The 16,013-nt window shown below is 46.4% G+C and carries 16 protein-coding genes; 10 read left to right on the forward strand and 6 right to left on the reverse strand.

Annotated features, from left to right (window positions below; translation table 11 throughout):
* Positions 1-10 precede the first annotated feature (10 nt).
* A complete protein-coding gene (gene mutS / locus CLV42_RS16830; RefSeq protein WP_245901674.1) occupies positions 11-2,584 on the reverse strand; it encodes a DNA mismatch repair protein MutS in 2,574 nt (857 codons plus the stop codon).
* Positions 2,585-2,704: 120 nt separating this feature from the next.
* On the opposite strand from mutS, the gene CLV42_RS16835 reads away from it, so the two are divergent.
* The 9 genes from CLV42_RS16835 (at position 2,705) to CLV42_RS16875 (ending at position 9,270) form a co-directional block, all read left to right on the forward strand.
* Positions 2,705-3,244, forward strand: a complete 540-nt coding sequence (locus CLV42_RS16835) for an RNA methyltransferase (RefSeq protein ID WP_170117543.1) — start codon at positions 2,705-2,707, stop codon at positions 3,242-3,244.
* Positions 3,241-4,107: a UbiA-like polyprenyltransferase gene (locus tag CLV42_RS16840; RefSeq protein ID WP_106603089.1), complete on the forward strand. Its 867-nt coding sequence runs from the start codon at positions 3,241-3,243 to the stop codon at positions 4,105-4,107. Before CLV42_RS16835 ends, CLV42_RS16840 begins: the two co-directional genes overlap by 4 nt.
* A 9-nt stretch (positions 4,108-4,116) precedes the next feature.
* Positions 4,117-4,527 (forward strand): Holliday junction resolvase RuvX, encoded by a 411-nt coding sequence (gene ruvX / locus CLV42_RS16845; RefSeq protein ID WP_106603090.1) that lies wholly within the window; start codon positions 4,117-4,119, stop codon positions 4,525-4,527.
* A gap of 111 nt (positions 4,528-4,638) precedes the next feature.
* Positions 4,639-5,217 carry a peptide deformylase gene (gene def, locus CLV42_RS16850; RefSeq protein WP_106603091.1) on the forward strand — a complete coding sequence of 193 codons (579 nt, stop codon included), beginning with the start codon at positions 4,639-4,641 and terminating at the stop codon, positions 5,215-5,217.
* A gap of 67 nt (positions 5,218-5,284) precedes the next feature.
* Positions 5,285-5,833 (forward strand): RNA polymerase sigma factor, encoded by a 549-nt coding sequence (locus CLV42_RS16855; RefSeq protein WP_106603092.1) that lies wholly within the window; start codon positions 5,285-5,287, stop codon positions 5,831-5,833.
* 85 nt (positions 5,834-5,918) lie between these two features.
* Positions 5,919-6,707, forward strand: a complete 789-nt coding sequence (locus tag CLV42_RS16860; RefSeq protein ID WP_146154401.1) for an anti-sigma factor — start codon at positions 5,919-5,921, stop codon at positions 6,705-6,707.
* A 221-nt stretch (positions 6,708-6,928) separates the two neighbouring features.
* The gene (locus CLV42_RS16865; RefSeq protein ID WP_089832245.1) at positions 6,929-7,480 is read left to right on the forward strand and encodes an RNA polymerase sigma factor; all 552 of its coding nucleotides are present in this window, start codon (positions 6,929-6,931) and stop codon (positions 7,478-7,480) included.
* A gap of 2 nt (positions 7,481-7,482) precedes the next feature.
* Entirely contained in the window at positions 7,483-8,316 is an 834-nt protein-coding gene (locus tag CLV42_RS16870; protein ID WP_106603094.1) for an anti-sigma factor, read from the forward strand.
* A 27-nt stretch (positions 8,317-8,343) separates the two neighbouring features.
* A complete protein-coding gene (locus tag CLV42_RS16875; RefSeq protein WP_106603095.1) occupies positions 8,344-9,270 on the forward strand; it encodes a hypothetical protein in 927 nt (308 codons plus the stop codon).
* Between the two features lie 82 nt (positions 9,271-9,352).
* On the opposite strand, the gene CLV42_RS16880 is transcribed toward CLV42_RS16875, so the two are convergent.
* Positions 9,353-11,017, reverse strand: coding sequence for a T9SS type B sorting domain-containing protein (locus tag CLV42_RS16880; protein ID WP_106603096.1), 1,665 nt, complete (start codon positions 11,015-11,017; stop codon positions 9,353-9,355).
* A 65-nt stretch (positions 11,018-11,082) separates the two neighbouring features.
* Positions 11,083-12,153: an RluA family pseudouridine synthase gene (locus CLV42_RS16885; RefSeq protein ID WP_211303471.1), complete on the reverse strand. Its 1,071-nt coding sequence runs from the start codon at positions 12,151-12,153 to the stop codon at positions 11,083-11,085.
* A 353-nt stretch (positions 12,154-12,506) separates the two neighbouring features.
* Here CLV42_RS16885 and lipB point away from each other — a divergent pair, with 353 nt between their 5' ends.
* Entirely contained in the window at positions 12,507-13,235 is a 729-nt protein-coding gene (gene lipB, locus CLV42_RS16890) for a lipoyl(octanoyl) transferase LipB (protein WP_245901675.1), read from the forward strand.
* Positions 13,236-13,342: 107 nt separating this feature from the next.
* Here lipB and CLV42_RS16895 read toward each other — a convergent pair whose 3' ends face one another.
* The 3 genes from CLV42_RS16895 to CLV42_RS16905 all read right to left on the reverse strand — a co-directional run bounded on the left by CLV42_RS16895 (position 13,343) and on the right by CLV42_RS16905 (position 15,899).
* Positions 13,343-14,173, reverse strand: a complete 831-nt coding sequence (locus CLV42_RS16895) for a hypothetical protein (protein ID WP_106603099.1) — start codon at positions 14,171-14,173, stop codon at positions 13,343-13,345.
* Positions 14,174-14,355: 182 nt separating this feature from the next.
* The gene (locus CLV42_RS16900) at positions 14,356-14,952 is read right to left on the reverse strand and encodes a hypothetical protein (RefSeq protein ID WP_106603100.1); all 597 of its coding nucleotides are present in this window, start codon (positions 14,950-14,952) and stop codon (positions 14,356-14,358) included.
* 47 nt (positions 14,953-14,999) lie between these two features.
* Positions 15,000-15,899, reverse strand: a complete 900-nt coding sequence (locus CLV42_RS16905; RefSeq protein WP_106603101.1) for a 1-aminocyclopropane-1-carboxylate deaminase/D-cysteine desulfhydrase — start codon at positions 15,897-15,899, stop codon at positions 15,000-15,002.
* Positions 15,900-16,013: the final 114 nt, after the last annotated feature.

Below are 16,013 nucleotides of genomic sequence, written 5' to 3' on the forward strand. Positions count from 1 at the left end.
CTCTTTTTTATTATATCAAATTCTTTATCTCACTTAGCTTCAGCAAGGCTTCCACCGGCGTCAGTCTATTGATATCCACATCTCCCAGCATATCCCTGATCTGTTTGAAAGTATCGCTATGTGCATCAAAGATGCTGAGTTGTAGCTTCTGCGTCGGGCCTGCAATATCTTTCACATGTTTATCCAGTGGTGCATCGATGTGTTTTTCTTCCAGGTGTGCCAGCACTTCATTGGCGCGCTGTATCAGTTGTGGCGGCATACCTGCCATACGGGCCACGTGAATACCGAAACTATGACGGCTGCCTCCGGGCGCCAGTTTGCGGAGGAAGATCACTTTGTTGCCGGATTCCTTATTGGTGATATGGAAGTTCTTGATACGGCTATGCTTGTTCTCCAGCTCATTCAGTTCATGATAGTGTGTGGCGAAAAGGGTTTTAGGCTTGTGTTGCGTCATATCATGCAGGTATTCCACAATGCTCCAGGCAATGGAGATACCGTCATAGGTACTAGTACCACGGCCTATTTCATCCAGTATTACCAAACTGCGTGGCGTGATATTGTTGATGATGCTCGCGGTTTCATTCATTTCAACCATGAAGGTAGATTCACCGCCACTCAGGTTATCAGAAGCACCAACGCGGGTGAAGATCTTATCTGTTAACCCTATCTCTGCCGCAGCCGCCGGTACAAAGCTACCCATGTGGGCCATCAGTGTGATCAGTGCCGTCTGACGCAACAGCGCCGATTTACCACTCATGTTAGGTCCCGTCAGGATGATGATCTGCTGCTCTTCTTTATCCAGCAATATGTCATTGGCTACATAACTTTCACCGGGAGGTAGGCCACGTTCAATCACCGGGTGCCTGCCTTCACGGATGTCAAGATGATAACCCTCGGTAACATTCGGGCGACGGTATTTATAGTGAATAGCGTTGTGTGCAAAACTAAGCAGACAATCTATACGGGCGAGTATCTGTGCATTCTGCTGGATGGCATGAATGTAAGGCTGTAATGCCAGCAGCAGCTCATCAAAGAGTTGTGCTTCCAGTGTAAGGATCTTTTCTTCCGCACCCACAATCTTCTCTTCATACTCCTTCAATTCCGGTGTGATATAACGCTCTGCATTGGCCAGCGTCTGTTTACGGATCCAGGTGTTGGGCACTTTGTTCTTGTGCGCATTCGTTACTTCCAGGTAGTAACCGAATACGTTGTTGAAAGCTACTTTCAGGCTGGGAATGCCGGTAGCATCAGATTCCGTCTGTTGGATACGCAGCAGGTATTCCTTGCCTGAATGGGCAATGGAGCGGAGGTCATCCAGGTCAGGATGCACACCCTTTTGTATCACGCCGCCCTTGCTGACGAGTATCGGTGGTGTTTCCATTACCTGCTCGAGTATACGGCAGAGGATATCCGGGCAGTGATTCAGCTTTTCACTGAGTTGCGTCAGATAAGGATGACTTGTTTCTGCCAATAGTTTTTTAACACCTTCTACCTGTTGCAGTGCTTTGGCCAGCGACATCACTTCCCGCGGATTGATCTTCCGCAGGGGGATTTTGGATACAAGACGTTCCAGGTCGCCGGTCTGTTTCAGATGACCCAGCAGATCCCGGGAAAGGTCTGACTGTTTGATAAAGAACTCTGTTACGTCCAGTCGCTCGTTGATCTGGTTGATGTCCCGTAGAGGAAGTATCAGCCAGCGTTTCAGCAGCCTGGCACCCATCGGGGTCACGGTACTGTCTAAAGTAGCCAGCAGGGTATTCCCGTTTTCCACACTGCTGCCCAGGATTTCCAGGTTACGGATCGTGAAGCGGTCCATCCAGAGGAAGTCGTCCTGTTCTATCCGCTGTATGTTGGTGATATGCTGGAGGTGTGGATGTTCCGTATCGCGCAGGTAATGCAGGGCAGCGCCCGCGGCGATGATGGCATCGGTAAGGCTTTCTACGCCAAAGCCCTTGAGACTGTGTGTCTCAAACTGTTTCAGCAGGATCTCCTGTGCATAGTTAGCCGTGAAGATCCACTCTTCCAGTGTATATGTATAGAATTTGGAACCGAATTGTTCCTTGAAATGTTTCTGTTGCTGGCGGGCAAAGATGACTTCCGCTGGTTTGAAGCTCTGAAGCAGTTTATCCACATATTCCAGGCTGCCCTGGGCAATGAAAAACTCACCGGTGGAAATATCCAGGAAGGATACCCCTGTATGGTCTTTACCAAAGTGAACGGCCGCCAGGAAGTTGTTGCTGGCGTTTTCGAGGATCTTGTCATTAACGGCTACGCCGGGAGTTACCATTTCGGTCACCCCACGTTTAACAATACCTTTTACTGTTTTGGGATCTTCCAGCTGATCGCATACTGCCACGCGATAGCCTGCTTTTACCAGCTTATGGAGATAAGTATCGAGGGAGTGGTGTGGAAAACCTGCCAGATCCTGCTGGGATGCAGAACCATTTGCTCTTTTGGTGAGCACAATTCCCAGTACTTTGGATGCAATGATCGCATCTTCATTAAAAGTTTCATAAAAATCTCCCACACGGAACAACAGCACGGCATCCGGGTAACGGGCTTTAATAGCCTTATGCTGTTGCATGAGAGGGGTTTCTACTGATTTGCTTTTTGCCATTCGGCAAATATATAATAATGTCGGGACGTGCTGAAAGACAGATGTACACATACCGGTACACTATTCATTTTATCGTACTTTTGCAAAATGCGTAAATTAAGCATGGATGAACTTGGCCGCAAAACAGTGGACCAGTTCAAGGCGGCAGATAAAACACCTTTGGTGCTGGTACTGGATAATGTACGCAGCATGCATAACGTAGGCTCGGTATTCCGTACAGCAGATGGTTTCCTTTTACAGGGCATCGTTTTATGCGGATATACCCCCGTTCCTCCCCATCGCGATATTCAGAAAACAGCTCTAGGTGCTACCGAAACAGTTGAATGGCAATACTTTCCAACAACAGTGGAGGCAGTAACGGCACTCCGGGAGGGAGGGTATACAATTATGGCGATAGAGCAGGCGGTAAACAGCGTGATGCTGGACACCTTTGAGCCGACAGGAGAGAAGCCACTGGCATTGGTGTTCGGTAACGAGGTGACAGGTGTAGATGCGGATGTAATGAAACTGGTGGATGGCTGTATCGAAATACCGCAGTCTGGCATGAAACATTCCTTAAATATCTCTGTGAGTACTGGTATTGTGGTTTGGGATATATTTGTAAAACTGAAAAAACAGGCACAATGATCGTAACGGTTAATAAATACCTTTCGCTGGTAAAGTTCAGCCACACCATATTTGCGATGCCTTTCGCGCTGACAGGCTTCTTTATCGCCACCACCAAAACAGATTCCTCTTTCAGCTGGCAGTCTTTCGTACTGGTAGTATTGTGTATGGTATTTGCCCGCAGTGCGGCAATGGCGTTTAACCGTTACCTGGATGCGGATATTGACCGGAAGAATCCCCGTACAGTGAACAGGGAGATCCCACGGGGCGTGATCACAGAGAAGAATGCGCTGACCTTTGTTATTGTGAATTGCCTGCTCTTCATCGGCTGCACCTGGTTTATCAACCTCTTATGTTTTATCCTGTCGCCTGTAGCGTTGCTGGTAGTGCTGGGATATAGCTATACCAAACGTTTCACAGCCCTTTGTCACATGGTGCTGGGGCTGGGTTTATCCCTGGCGCCGGTTGGTGCCTACCTGGCGGTGACAGGTCACTTTGCAGTATTGCCCGTATTGTTATCTTTTCTGGTACTGTGCTGGGTAGCGGGTTTTGATATCATTTATTCTTTACAGGATGAAGATTTCGACCGTTCCCTGTCCCTGAATTCTATTCCCGCCTGGCTGGGAAAAGCAGGCGCACTGCATTTCTCTGAAGTGCTGCACCTGGTAGCAGGAGGACTGGCTATTACTATCGGTATCTACGGTGGCTTCCACTGGTTATATGCAATAGGCGCACTGGTATTTATTATCATGCTGATCTCCCAGCACCTGCTGGTAAAACCCAATGATCTGAGCCGTGTCAACATCGCCTTTATGACTACAAATGGTATTGCCAGCGTGGTATTTGCCGTATTCGTCATTGCCGATATGTTTATTATCGGATAATCTGTTTATATGGCACGCATCCTTGCAATAGACTATGGAAAAAAGAGAACAGGCCTTGCAGTATCAGACCCGCTGCAGATGATTGCCACCGGTCTTACCACTGTGGCTACCCATGACCTGATTCCTTATCTCAAAAAATATATGGCCCAGGAGGCTGTAGAACTGATCCTGATAGGGGAGCCTAAGAACCTGGATGGAGAAGCCACTGATGCTACCGCCCTGGTAACAGAATGTGTGCGCATCCTGCAGAAGAACTTCCCGGAGCTCCCGATCAAGAAGGTGGATGAACGTTTCACCTCCAAACTGGCTGTGCGGTCAATGATAGACAGCGGACTGAAAAAGAAGGACCGGCAGAACAAGGGACTGGTGGACGAGATCAGTGCTACAATCATTCTGCAGGAATATCTGCAGTATAAATAATTGAATTGTCAGGACTTAGATATTTGTGGCGATGATCAATTGCTGCATTTCAATTCCTGATGCCTATTTCCCAATTGATACTTACCTTTGCACTTTTGAAAATTTTTAGAAATGATTCTACCTATAGTTGCTTACGGTCATCCGGTACTACGGAAAATGTGTGAAGATATTACCCCTGATTACCCTCAGTTAGAGCAACTTATTGCCAATATGTGGGAAACCATGTATGGTTCCAGTGGAGTGGGACTGGCAGCGCCACAGATCAACAGACCGATCCGTCTTTTTGTAGTAGATAGTGAGCAGATCATTAACAGTCTGGAAGAGGACGAGAAGAATGACTACCCTGGCGATAATGGCGTGAAACAGGTATTTATCAACGCACATATTGTAAGCACCGGTGGTGAGGAATGGCCTTATAATGAAGGATGCCTCAGTATCCCGAAGATCCGGGAAGATGTATACCGCCCGGAAACCGTGACCATCCGTTACGTAGACGAGCAATTCCAGCCACAGGAAAAAACTTTCACAGGCATTACTGCCCGCGTTATATTTCATGAGTACGACCATATTGATGGTAAATTATTCATCGATCACCTGAAGCCATTAAAGAGAAGGATGCTGAAAGGCAAACTGGATGATATCACAAAAGGCAAAATCAACGTGGATTACAAAATGATATTTCACAAATAAAATAAGTGAAAATTTTGTAATGTTAAAAATCCCTATTACTTTAGTGCCTGCAAACTAATACAATACATTGGGAGCAGCAGTCACATATACAGAATCCGAGTTGGTACTTGGCCTGAAGGCGAGGAACGAAAAACATTTCGGGTACTTATATGATCATTATTCTCCGGCATTATATGGTATTGCCCTTAAAGTGGTCAATGACGAATCTATTGCCGGTGATGTGCTGCAGGAAATCTTTCTCAAGATCTGGCGCAGCATTGAGCGCTATGATTCCGACAAAGGCCGCCTTTTCACCTGGATGGTGAACATTGCGCGGAATACTGCCATAGATACTCTCCGCTCAAAAGCCCATAAAATGGGGCAAAAAGCTACTGAATTAGGGAGCAACGGACTTGCATCAGATCAGCTGGCCATCCATCCTTCTGTGGACCATCTCGGCCTGGTAAAGGTGGTAGAACAGCTTAGCAAGGAACAACGTGTTATTATAGACCTGGCTTATTATAAAGGGTGCACGCAGGAAGAAATTGCGAAGATATTGGATATCCCTTTGGGAACGGTGAAGACCAGGATGCGTAATGCGATCATACAATTGCGGAATATTTTAAAACAGATGTAAGCAAGTGGATGTTCAACGCTACATATCGTCCGGTATAATTGAGAATCACATCACGGGGTTACTTTCAGAATCAGAATCGCGTGAGGTGCTCAATACCATTCAGCAGCATTCCGAAGTAAAGGCTGCTGCCGATGCCTTGCAGGTGGACATGGAGCGCTACATACAGCTATGGGCGGCCAAGCCTCCGGCAGCTATCAAACGCCAGATAATGGACCGCCTGCACAAAGACGAAGCTGAAGACCCCGCTACCGCTGAACCCGAAACCTTCACAGCCAATAATAACGAAAACACATTCTCAGAAGATACAGGATCAGGCATGAGTCTGGGTTTATCCCAGCTTCAGATCTGGCAATACAGTGCCGCCGCAGCTATTGCGCTGCTGCTGGGCAGTGTGGTCATGAACATCGTTTCTTACAGTAACGCCAATAATTATCAGCAACAGGTTGCCGCCCTGCAATCTGATCAGACTTCTTTGCTGGCTGAAAGAGATGCGCTGAAGGAACAGCTGGAGTTTGCCCAGAAAGAAAACGGTGTCATGAAAGACCCTTCCTTCAAATGGATCCGTATGCCGGGCGTTGGTAAACATGCCGGTATAGTAGCCACCATCTGCTGGAACCCACAATCCAAAGAAACATTCATTCTGGCGCAGGCATTACCCGAACCCCCTGCCGATAAACAATACCAGCTCTGGGCTATCGTAAATGGCAAACCCATCGATGCCGGCGTATTTGAGCTGGGCAGTAAAGCCCATACTGTACAGAAGGTAAAAGCAGTAGACAATGCCCAGGTTTTTGCGGTGACCCTCGAGAAGAAAGGTGGAAGCCCATCACCTACGTTGGAACAGATGTTTGTAGCCGGAAAAGTAGCTGGCTGATATCCCTTTATATACCCTTCCTCCACTAGAGCGCTCATTATCAATTATTCCGTAATAATTGCTATCTTTCCTTTAATATTGCATTCCCATTAACCATTTATCAGGACTTATTAGGATTGTAACAAAAAGTTGTACCGGTAACAGTTCCAATCATACTGTAGCACCTGCAGCTAAATTGTGGAGCACACTGAAATGTATTTTTAACAAAATTTTTAACTGTTTTGGAATCCGCGTTTACATATACGGAATCTGAGCTGGTGCAGGGCCTCAAAGCCAAAGACCAGAAGGTGTTCGGCTACCTTTATGACCGTTATTCGCCTGCTTTGTACGGTGTAGCGCTGAAGGTGCTCAACGACGAAAGTAATGCGAATGACGTACTACAGGAAGTGTTCCTTAAAATATGGCGTAATATCGACAGGTACGACGAAAGCAAAGGACGTCTGTTTACCTGGATGCTAAATATTACCCGCAATTCCGCAATTGATACACTCCGCTCGAAGGCACATAAAATGGATCAAAAAATCCAAGACATTGGAGATGACGTACATTTATATACAGGTAATTTAACTGTACTCCCATCCGTTGACCATCTTGGACTTTCAAAAGTCCTTGAAAAATTAACCAAGGAACAACGAATCATCATCGACTTAGCGTACTATAAAGGGTGCACCCAGGAAGAAATATCCAAGGTGCTGGAGATTCCGTTGGGTACCGTGAAAACAAGGATGAGGAATGCAATTATTCAATTAAGGAATTTGTTAAAACTAGTATAAGAGTGGACGCATCACGTTTCATATCGTCCGGATTGATTGAAGCTTATGTAAGCGGACTGGCAACCTCCAACGAAGTACAGGAGCTGGAACGCGGTATGAAGCAATACCCGGAAGTAGCAGCTGCAGTAGACGACTGCCAGCTGGATATGGAACAGTACGTTACGCTACAATCCAAAACACCTCCCTCAGATCTCAAACAACGCATCTTTCATATCATCGTTAATGAAGAAGCTGCACGTGAAGCCGGCACCTTCAGCGAAGAACAGGTCACTGACGAATTTCCCGAAACAAAAACATATGTAAGCAGCGCCTGGCGCTGGATAGCTGCTGCCGCTATCATATTATTATTGGGCAGCCTGTGGATGAACTATGTATTCTTCGGACAAGTCAACGATTATAAAGGCCGCTACGAAGCATTGACAGTTACACAAAATACACTCGCATCAGAGTCCAATCTTTATAAGGCCCGTATCGAACAGATGGAGCAATCTTTCGACCTCATGAAGAATCCTTCCATGAAGGCCGTAAAGATGCCCGGCACCAAACCTTTCCCTACCGCATTAGCCACCGTTTACTGGAATCAACAGTCAAAGGAAGTGTTCGTTATGGTGAACAATCTTCCGGAACCAGCTGCCGACAAACAGTATCAGCTCTGGGCTATTGTGGATGGTAAACCCGTTGATATGGGCGTATTTGAAATGAGCAACCCGCACGAACTCCTGCAAAAGATGAAGTCTATAGACAACGCAGAAATGTTTGCCATCACCCTCGAGAAGAAAGGTGGAAGCCCCGTTCCCACCTTAGACCAGATGTATGTGGCAGGAAAAGCCAGCTGAAACGTGTAAAATATATAATTTCGCAGGATGCGAAAACTCTGGATCTATACTATCACACTGTTTGTATTTCAGCATACCTATGCACAGGATACCGCCAGATATAAAGGGATGACAATTAACCTGGATGAAGTGACCGTCGAAGCCAAACGTATCGGCTTTGATGTCAATAGCTTCATTAAAAGAGTGGAAGATGATACCACCTTTTACCGCGCCTTTAAAAATCTGCGCCTCCTGGGATATACCGCCGACAACGATATCCGTATTTATGATAAGCATGATGGCATTCAGGCTTCCCTCAAGAGTCAGACATTGCAAACCATGCAGGGCAGATGCCGCAGTATGAAAGTGCTTAGTCAGGATGTTACCGGCGACTTCTTCGACAAAAAAGGACAATACAACTACTACACCGCTGAATTATATGGCAACCTCTTTTTCACCCAGGGCACCGTATGTGTGGATGCCAGCGGAGAAGAACCGGAAAGATCGAAGGGTAGTATGGCCAGGCATAAAAACCAGTTGAAACAACTCATTTTCAATCCTGGTAAACCCGTCAGAGGTGTTCCTATCGTAGGCGGAAAGGTGGCCATCTTTGATCCGGAAGTAATGCGCTTGTACGACTTCTCTATTACGTCTGAGAGCTATAACGACGTGCCCTGTTATGTATTCAGCGCAAGGGCCAAACCTAATCTCAACATGTTTGACAGGGGAGATGTAGTGATCAATGAACTGATCACTTATTTCAATAAGGATAACTTTGAAATCGTAGGCCGCATCTATTCCCTCTCTTATAAAACAATGCTCTTTGACTTCAACGTAAAGATGAATGTACAGATGACCAAACAACAGGGCCTGCTCATCCCGGCGCTGGTCACATACGACGGTACCTGGGATGTACCATTCAAGAAGCGGGAAACAGCCAGGTTTATTGCAAAGTTCCACAGCTTCACAGAGTAGCAGCGGACAAAAAACTATTCATACCGGCAATAAAAAAAGAGAGGCTTCACAATGAAGCCTCTCTTTTTTTTGTCAAATTATTTTAGTAAATCACTGTAACCGAACCGGTCTTCTTCACTTTTTCTCCCGTCGCTACTATCTTATAATCCATTACCCATACATATGTTCCAACCGGTACTCTTCCTTTGTCCCAGGTGCCTTTCCATCCAACTCCCGGGTCTGTGGTGTAGTAGATCCGTTGTCCCCATCTGTTAAAGAGCACCAGCTCAAAGTCAGCAATAGCACATCGGAATTTCGGTCGGAAGTAGTCATTCAGGCCGTCCGCATTGGGTGTAAAGGCCGTCGGTAGATATACCTGGCAACCACATTCCTGGAAGGTGATATCCACCTCATCTATCGACTGCCCGCAACTATTCGTGGCCACAATAGCATAGTGCCCTGCCTGCGTGACCGGGAAGAGTGGGAGTGAAGAGCTGTCCTGCCATTTATATTGCATACCGGCACCGTCGGGGTGAAGGTTGTACACCTCACCTATACATAGCAGGGTATCTGCTCCTAAATTCGTTCGTAATGTATCTTCAAACTGTACATGGATGGTATCACTATCTATACAACGTCCCACTTTTGCCTGTACCCAGTAATACCCTGTTTGCCGTACATAGTAGGTAGCCTGTTTGGATGTATCCTGCCAACGGTAGGAGGCGGTTCCGAAGTCGGCTTTCAACACCAGCGTTTCACCTTTACATACTACGGTATCGTTACCAAGATCGAGGTTCTTGTCCGGTTTGAAACGGATCAGGATCGTATCGAGAACTTCGCAGGTGTTATTAATATTCACAAAGACCCAAAGGTCCCATCGACTTCGGATGTTTGTCGTAGGCGTCGTAGCGCCGTTGCTCCAGCGGTAAGCCGTAGCGCCGGGTGTGGTTGCATCGACTGTTATTGATTCCCCCGGACATAAGATCGTGTCTCTTCCCAATGAGAAAGGATGTTGCTGACCGGCAAATGCGATATAGATCGTATCGCGGTACAGGCCACAACCCTTGGCATCGGCAGTCACGATATACTGGGTGGATGGCATGGCTACATCGCTGTGTACAATGATGTTAGGGGTTGTATCGCCGGTGTTCCAGAGATAGGTACAGTTCTGGGCAGTAGCATCCAGTTCCAGTGTTTCCCCCAGACAGAGTATCAGGCTGCTGTCGCCCAGGTCGAGTTTCGGCACAGGTGTATAGAACACGTTGACTGAATCCGGCACCAGACAACCATTGATTTTCACCTTATAGGTCCCCATCGTATCTACCAGTATACTTTGATTAGTGGATCCGTCCTGCCACTCATAGGTCGCTCCGGCCACGGTAGGCGCCGTGAGGGTAATGGTAGTACTGTCACAGATGGTCTGGTCGGTAGGACCAAAATCATAGATAACAGGAGCTACGATTGTCAGGGAAGTGGTAGATGTTGTTGGAACGCCTGCTTTGAAGACGATCAGTTGCACGGTGTAGGTGCCAACAGTATTGTAGAGGTGTGCGCCTTTTATCTTGCGGGAAGTATCCGCAGAACCTGAGGCAGGATCACCAAAGTACCAATGTACAGAATCAATCCCTGCAAGGTCCGCCGGAGTAATCTCGAATCTAACACTATCATTCTGGCAGGTTGTTGAATACGTAAATTGTGTCTGTGCCCGAGCGCTAAATGCACCCAGCATGGTTGTTATAACCGCGATTAATAGATATAGGCTTCTCATGGAGGGACATGGGTAAGGTGCTAAATTAATCGAAAAAATGATATGTTTTTATTTTTTAATGAGATTTAATCCTCAAGAGGTCTGGCACTTACATACCGTCTCCATTTTTCCAGTACTGCTTTGAAATCTTCAGGTAAGGGACTCTCAAAATGCATAGGTTTCCTGGTACGAGGGTGTATGAACCCTAATGTCTGCGCATGCAGGGCATGGCGTGGCATAATTTCGAAGCAGTTTTCTACAAACTGCTTGTATTTGGCAAAGACGGTCCCCTTCAGGATGCGGTCTCCCCCATAAGTATCGTCGTTGAACAGGGAATGTCCGATGTGCTGCATGTGTACCCTGATCTGGTGAGTACGACCTGTTTCCAGGCGGCATTCAATGAGTGTCACATAGTTATACCGCTCCAGCACCTTGTAATGGGTGATGGCTTCCTTCCCATATTCTCCATCCGGATAGGCATCCATGATCTTACGAAAACGCTGGTGACGGCCTACATGTGCCTCAATGGTCCCTTCCTCTTCCTCAAAATCGCCCCATACGAGGGCCATATAACGGCGTTGAACGGTATGGTCGAAGAACTGTTTGGCCAGGTCATTCATGGCCTTGTCTGACTTAGCTACCACGAGTAATCCGCTGGTATTCTTGTCAATACGGTGTACCAGTCCGAAGCGGGGAATAGCTGGTTCGGGCACCGGTGTAGTGGTGCGGTCGCCCAGGTACCAGGCCAGTCCGTTTACCAGGGTGCCGGTATAATTGCCGCAGCCGGGATGGACTACCATCCCCGGTAACTTGTTGACTACCATCAGATCTTCATCCTCGTAAATAATGTCCAGCGGAATTTCTTCAGGGATCACTTCCGTATTCTCCGGGTTTTTATTGGAAAAAACCACAATACGGTCATGCGCCTTCACCTTATAGTTGGATTTTACCGGTTTATCATTGACGATGACCATGCCATTGTCACAGGCCTGCTGGATTTTGTTGCGGGTAGCCCCTTCCACCCGGTTCATGAGGAACTTGTCCACACGGAGTGGTTCCTGTCCTTTGTCCGCCACAATATTTACCCGCTCGTACAGCTCCTCGCTGCCTTCGCCGTTTTCCAGTTCATCTTCAAGCTCAATCAGTTCTTCCGCCATGAGGATTCAAAATTTTTGCAAAGGTAAGGATTGCTGGGCGCATGTCCACAGGTTGAGGACAGGATATCCCCTCTCATATGTCCGATTTCCGTCTTTTTTTCGCTTTATGTTCGCTCTGTGTTGCATTAATCTTCTATATCTCCATATCGCTATACCGTCATCTGGATATCACTTCACCGACATATGTATATCGATTCGATATAGAGATGACGGTGAAATGATATGGAAATGACGGTATAGTGATATGGAAGCATCGAAGAAAGATGCAACAAATAAGCGGTTTTAATCGATTATTGTTGCCCATCGTTTGCCCCGAGGGGATTGAACATGTCAGCCACTAATTCCGTATTTTTGTGCCTGCAATTATGAACAAGAAGATCCACACGAACGACCTGGGAATCATTGATTATCAGAAGGCCTGGGATTACCAGGAGCAGCTTTTACAGGAAAATGTACGTATCAAGCAGGCATTGGCGAAGGGGGATGTACCGGCTGGTCAGGCAAAGGAGACGACCCATTACCTGTTGTTCTGCGGGCATCCGCATATTTATACCCTGGGAAAGAGTGGCCATATGGAGAACCTGCTGCTGGATGATCATCAGCTGCAGGATAAAGGTATCAGCTTTGCAAACACCAACCGGGGAGGCGACATTACCTATCATGGTCCTGGTCAGGTAGTAGGATATCCGATCCTGGACCTGGAACATTTCTTTACCGATATTGGCAAATACCTGCGTTTCCTGGAAGAAGTGATCATCCGGACACTGGCAGACTATGGTATTAAAGGCGACCGTTCTCCGGGCGAGACCGGTGTTTGGCTGGACCCGCAGGATCCCGCCCGTGCCCGTAAGATTTGTGCCATGGGGGTACGCTGCAGTCGCTGGGTCACCATGCACGGTTTTGCCCTGAATGTAAACACCGATCTGAACTATTTTGGCAATATCGTTCCCTGTGGCATCTCCGATAAGAAGGTGGCTTCTATGCACGAAGAGTTAGGTCGGGAAGTAGCCGAAGCAGAAGTAAAGGCTAAGATAAGCCAACACTTTGCAGAAGTGTTTGAAGCTGAAATGATTATGGATTAATATACCTATCAAAATAAAGGCAGAGAACGCATTCGCCGTCTCTGCCTTTTGTTATTTTGATAATAAATTGTTTGTAATTCAATTAGTTAGCGCAGGAATTTAGCGGATTAATTCCTGTAATTCAACGGAATGAACAAATTCCACTTTTCATATGGCTTACCGTTCAGGTCTATCTCAAAATTGAACCAGCCGGAATGCAGGAAAATGGCTTTCTCAAGTATCAGGAATGGTTCTTTCACTTCATCGATCTCAAAGAGGAAGGACCCATCGGGTTCAAAAAATTTTACACTGTATTTTTTCTCCGGAGCATCCGGTAGTTTAATGTTCACATTCCCGTCGGCAGTGGTATAAACATAATTGGATGGATGCCATACTATTTTTTCCTCTTTAGGAGGCGCATTTTTCTCTTTTGTCGTAGCGGTAGGATTAGTATTCACACCAGCCTCTTTGGCGGCTGCAATCGCCTCTTTTACATCAGCCAGCTGTAATTTTTTACTACCGTCAATGGTACTATCCGGAATTGCCAATATGATATTCGAATAAAAGTAGCGCCCGTTATTAAACTGAATGAACAAACGGTAGTAATTGGAACCGGGTAAAGGTTTGACATCCTGGTAGCCGATCCTGAGGTCATTAGGACTGGCCACAAGACCGATCGTACTGAAGTTCAGCACGCTGTCCAGGGAGCGCTGTACCCCTATAAATTTGACATCCCTGAAACCTGACAGCATCTCAAGCTGGATCTTGCCTGTCTTGATCAGTGCAGAGAAGTTTGGAAATACTGGCGGTGTTATGGTAGTCTGTGCCTTAACTAAAAAACCTGACGTTATAAAGACTGCAAAAAATACTGCGAATAGAATAGTACGCGACAACTGCTTCATAGATGCTAATTCCTGTAACCATACTTCCCAATGTCTTCCGTTTTCACAAAAAAACATTGGTTTTCCTCTTAAGTTGGCAAAAATAATGAATAGACGATTGAAAATAGTGAACGGCGTAAATATAAACAATTCCACTATATAGAAATAGCGTAACAATGCGCTATTAACAAGTCTTTTAACAAATGAAAAGAGCCCGAAAGGCAAAATGATACACTATCCTGCCATCGTTATTCTTCAGTTTATTCCTCAGCTGCAGGGACCGTTATAACACGGGACAGGTTTCCTCCTCTGTTCATGACAAATACTTCATTGAACTGTGCTGATCTTGGAATGCGGAACAGCATGAATTTCCTTTCCGGCGAGGACGAACCGAAAACCGGTGCCTCGTTAGCAAACAGGGAAAAGGGAATGGTAAGCCCACAATGCTCTGTATAAGCACTGCCGATGACGAGCCTTGTACTTACGTCAAGCCATTTATCCAGATCATTCGGGTTTGGTGTTCTGTTATCCACAAGAATCCCGACCAGCCAGTTATCTTTAAAATTTAAGGATGGAGGCGTACTATCAGCGGGAATAGGAGGCCTCATAAAATACTTATCGAAATCTTCCTTCGTATTGAAGTATTCAATGTCCAGGAGAAGGGTGAGTTGTTTCTCTGGTTTCAGCTGATATCCTTTAACAGTATCCAGTACAAAAGATTGTTTGCAGGTATCTGTACATACGATGGGTGTTCTGGTCTTTATTTTTTTCCGCTGACCCGAAGCACATGAATACAAACTGAATGCTGATAACAATAAAAGCAATAAAGGTAAAAGGGATCTATCGGATGATTTCATAGGTTGGGATTGTAGTTTAGAAGACCAAGATACACAGAATACCGATATCAGCTTACCTGTCCATCCACAGGGTTCCCCTGTAAACCTCCGGTATGGATCAGCAGTACATTGCTGCCCGTAGGATACACGCCATCCAGCACATCCTGTCTGAAACCCATCAGTAATTTCCCCGTATACACAATATCCAGAGGGATGTGTGTCTCTTCATAAAACTGCCGGATAAACGCCGTTAATGCAGGTGTCACCTTTGCATATCCTCCACCGTGATGCTCATGCCGCAACTGCCAGTGGGGCAGGGGAGCGGCGTGCAGTAAGGATTGTATCTCCTGTTCCAGGTAAGCAGCGCTTTTGAGCACCACATAACCAACGATCTCCTGTTGATGTGCAGCACTATTGATAAGGCCTGCCAGCGTAGTACCCGTTCCTACCGCACACGCGATATGTGTAAAGGATGAATCATCAGAAGAATCATTCACCAATGAGAGAATCTCTTCACAACCCTTTGCTCCCAATGCATTATTACCACCTTCAGGCACTATATACGCATCAGGATAAAGTGTATTCCAATCAGTTTCATTTTTATGCCTGTATGCCTCCCTGCTAATAAAGTGTAACTCCATTCCCCTTAAAGAGGCATCACGCAGTGTATGACTTAACACCGCTGGTCGTTCCCCCCTGATAACACCAGTACAGGCAATGCCTGCAAGCCGGCACGCAGCAGCAGTAGCCGCAATATGATTGGAATAGGCGCCTCCAAAAGTGAATATTCGTGTTTTCCCCTGCGCAGAGGCCTCCTCAAGATTATAACGCAGTTTAAACCACTTATTGCCCGACACCTCCGGATGCAGCAGATCGAGACGCAACACGGAAGCCCGTACGTGATCTGGCAACCATGAAGGAGAGATGGCTTGCAGTGTAATATTGTTATAATCGAGTTGTATGTTCATTTAGAGAAGCGTCAAAGAAAAACAGAAACAGAAGTGGAAGCAGAAACAAAAACAGAAACAATAAAAAGATAAAGACAGCAAAAACCGCAGGAGCTCCAATACATATGCAACGCC

The organism is Chitinophaga ginsengisoli (assembly GCF_003014595.1).
GTDB classification, from domain to species: domain Bacteria; phylum Bacteroidota; class Bacteroidia; order Chitinophagales; family Chitinophagaceae; genus Chitinophaga; species Chitinophaga ginsengisoli.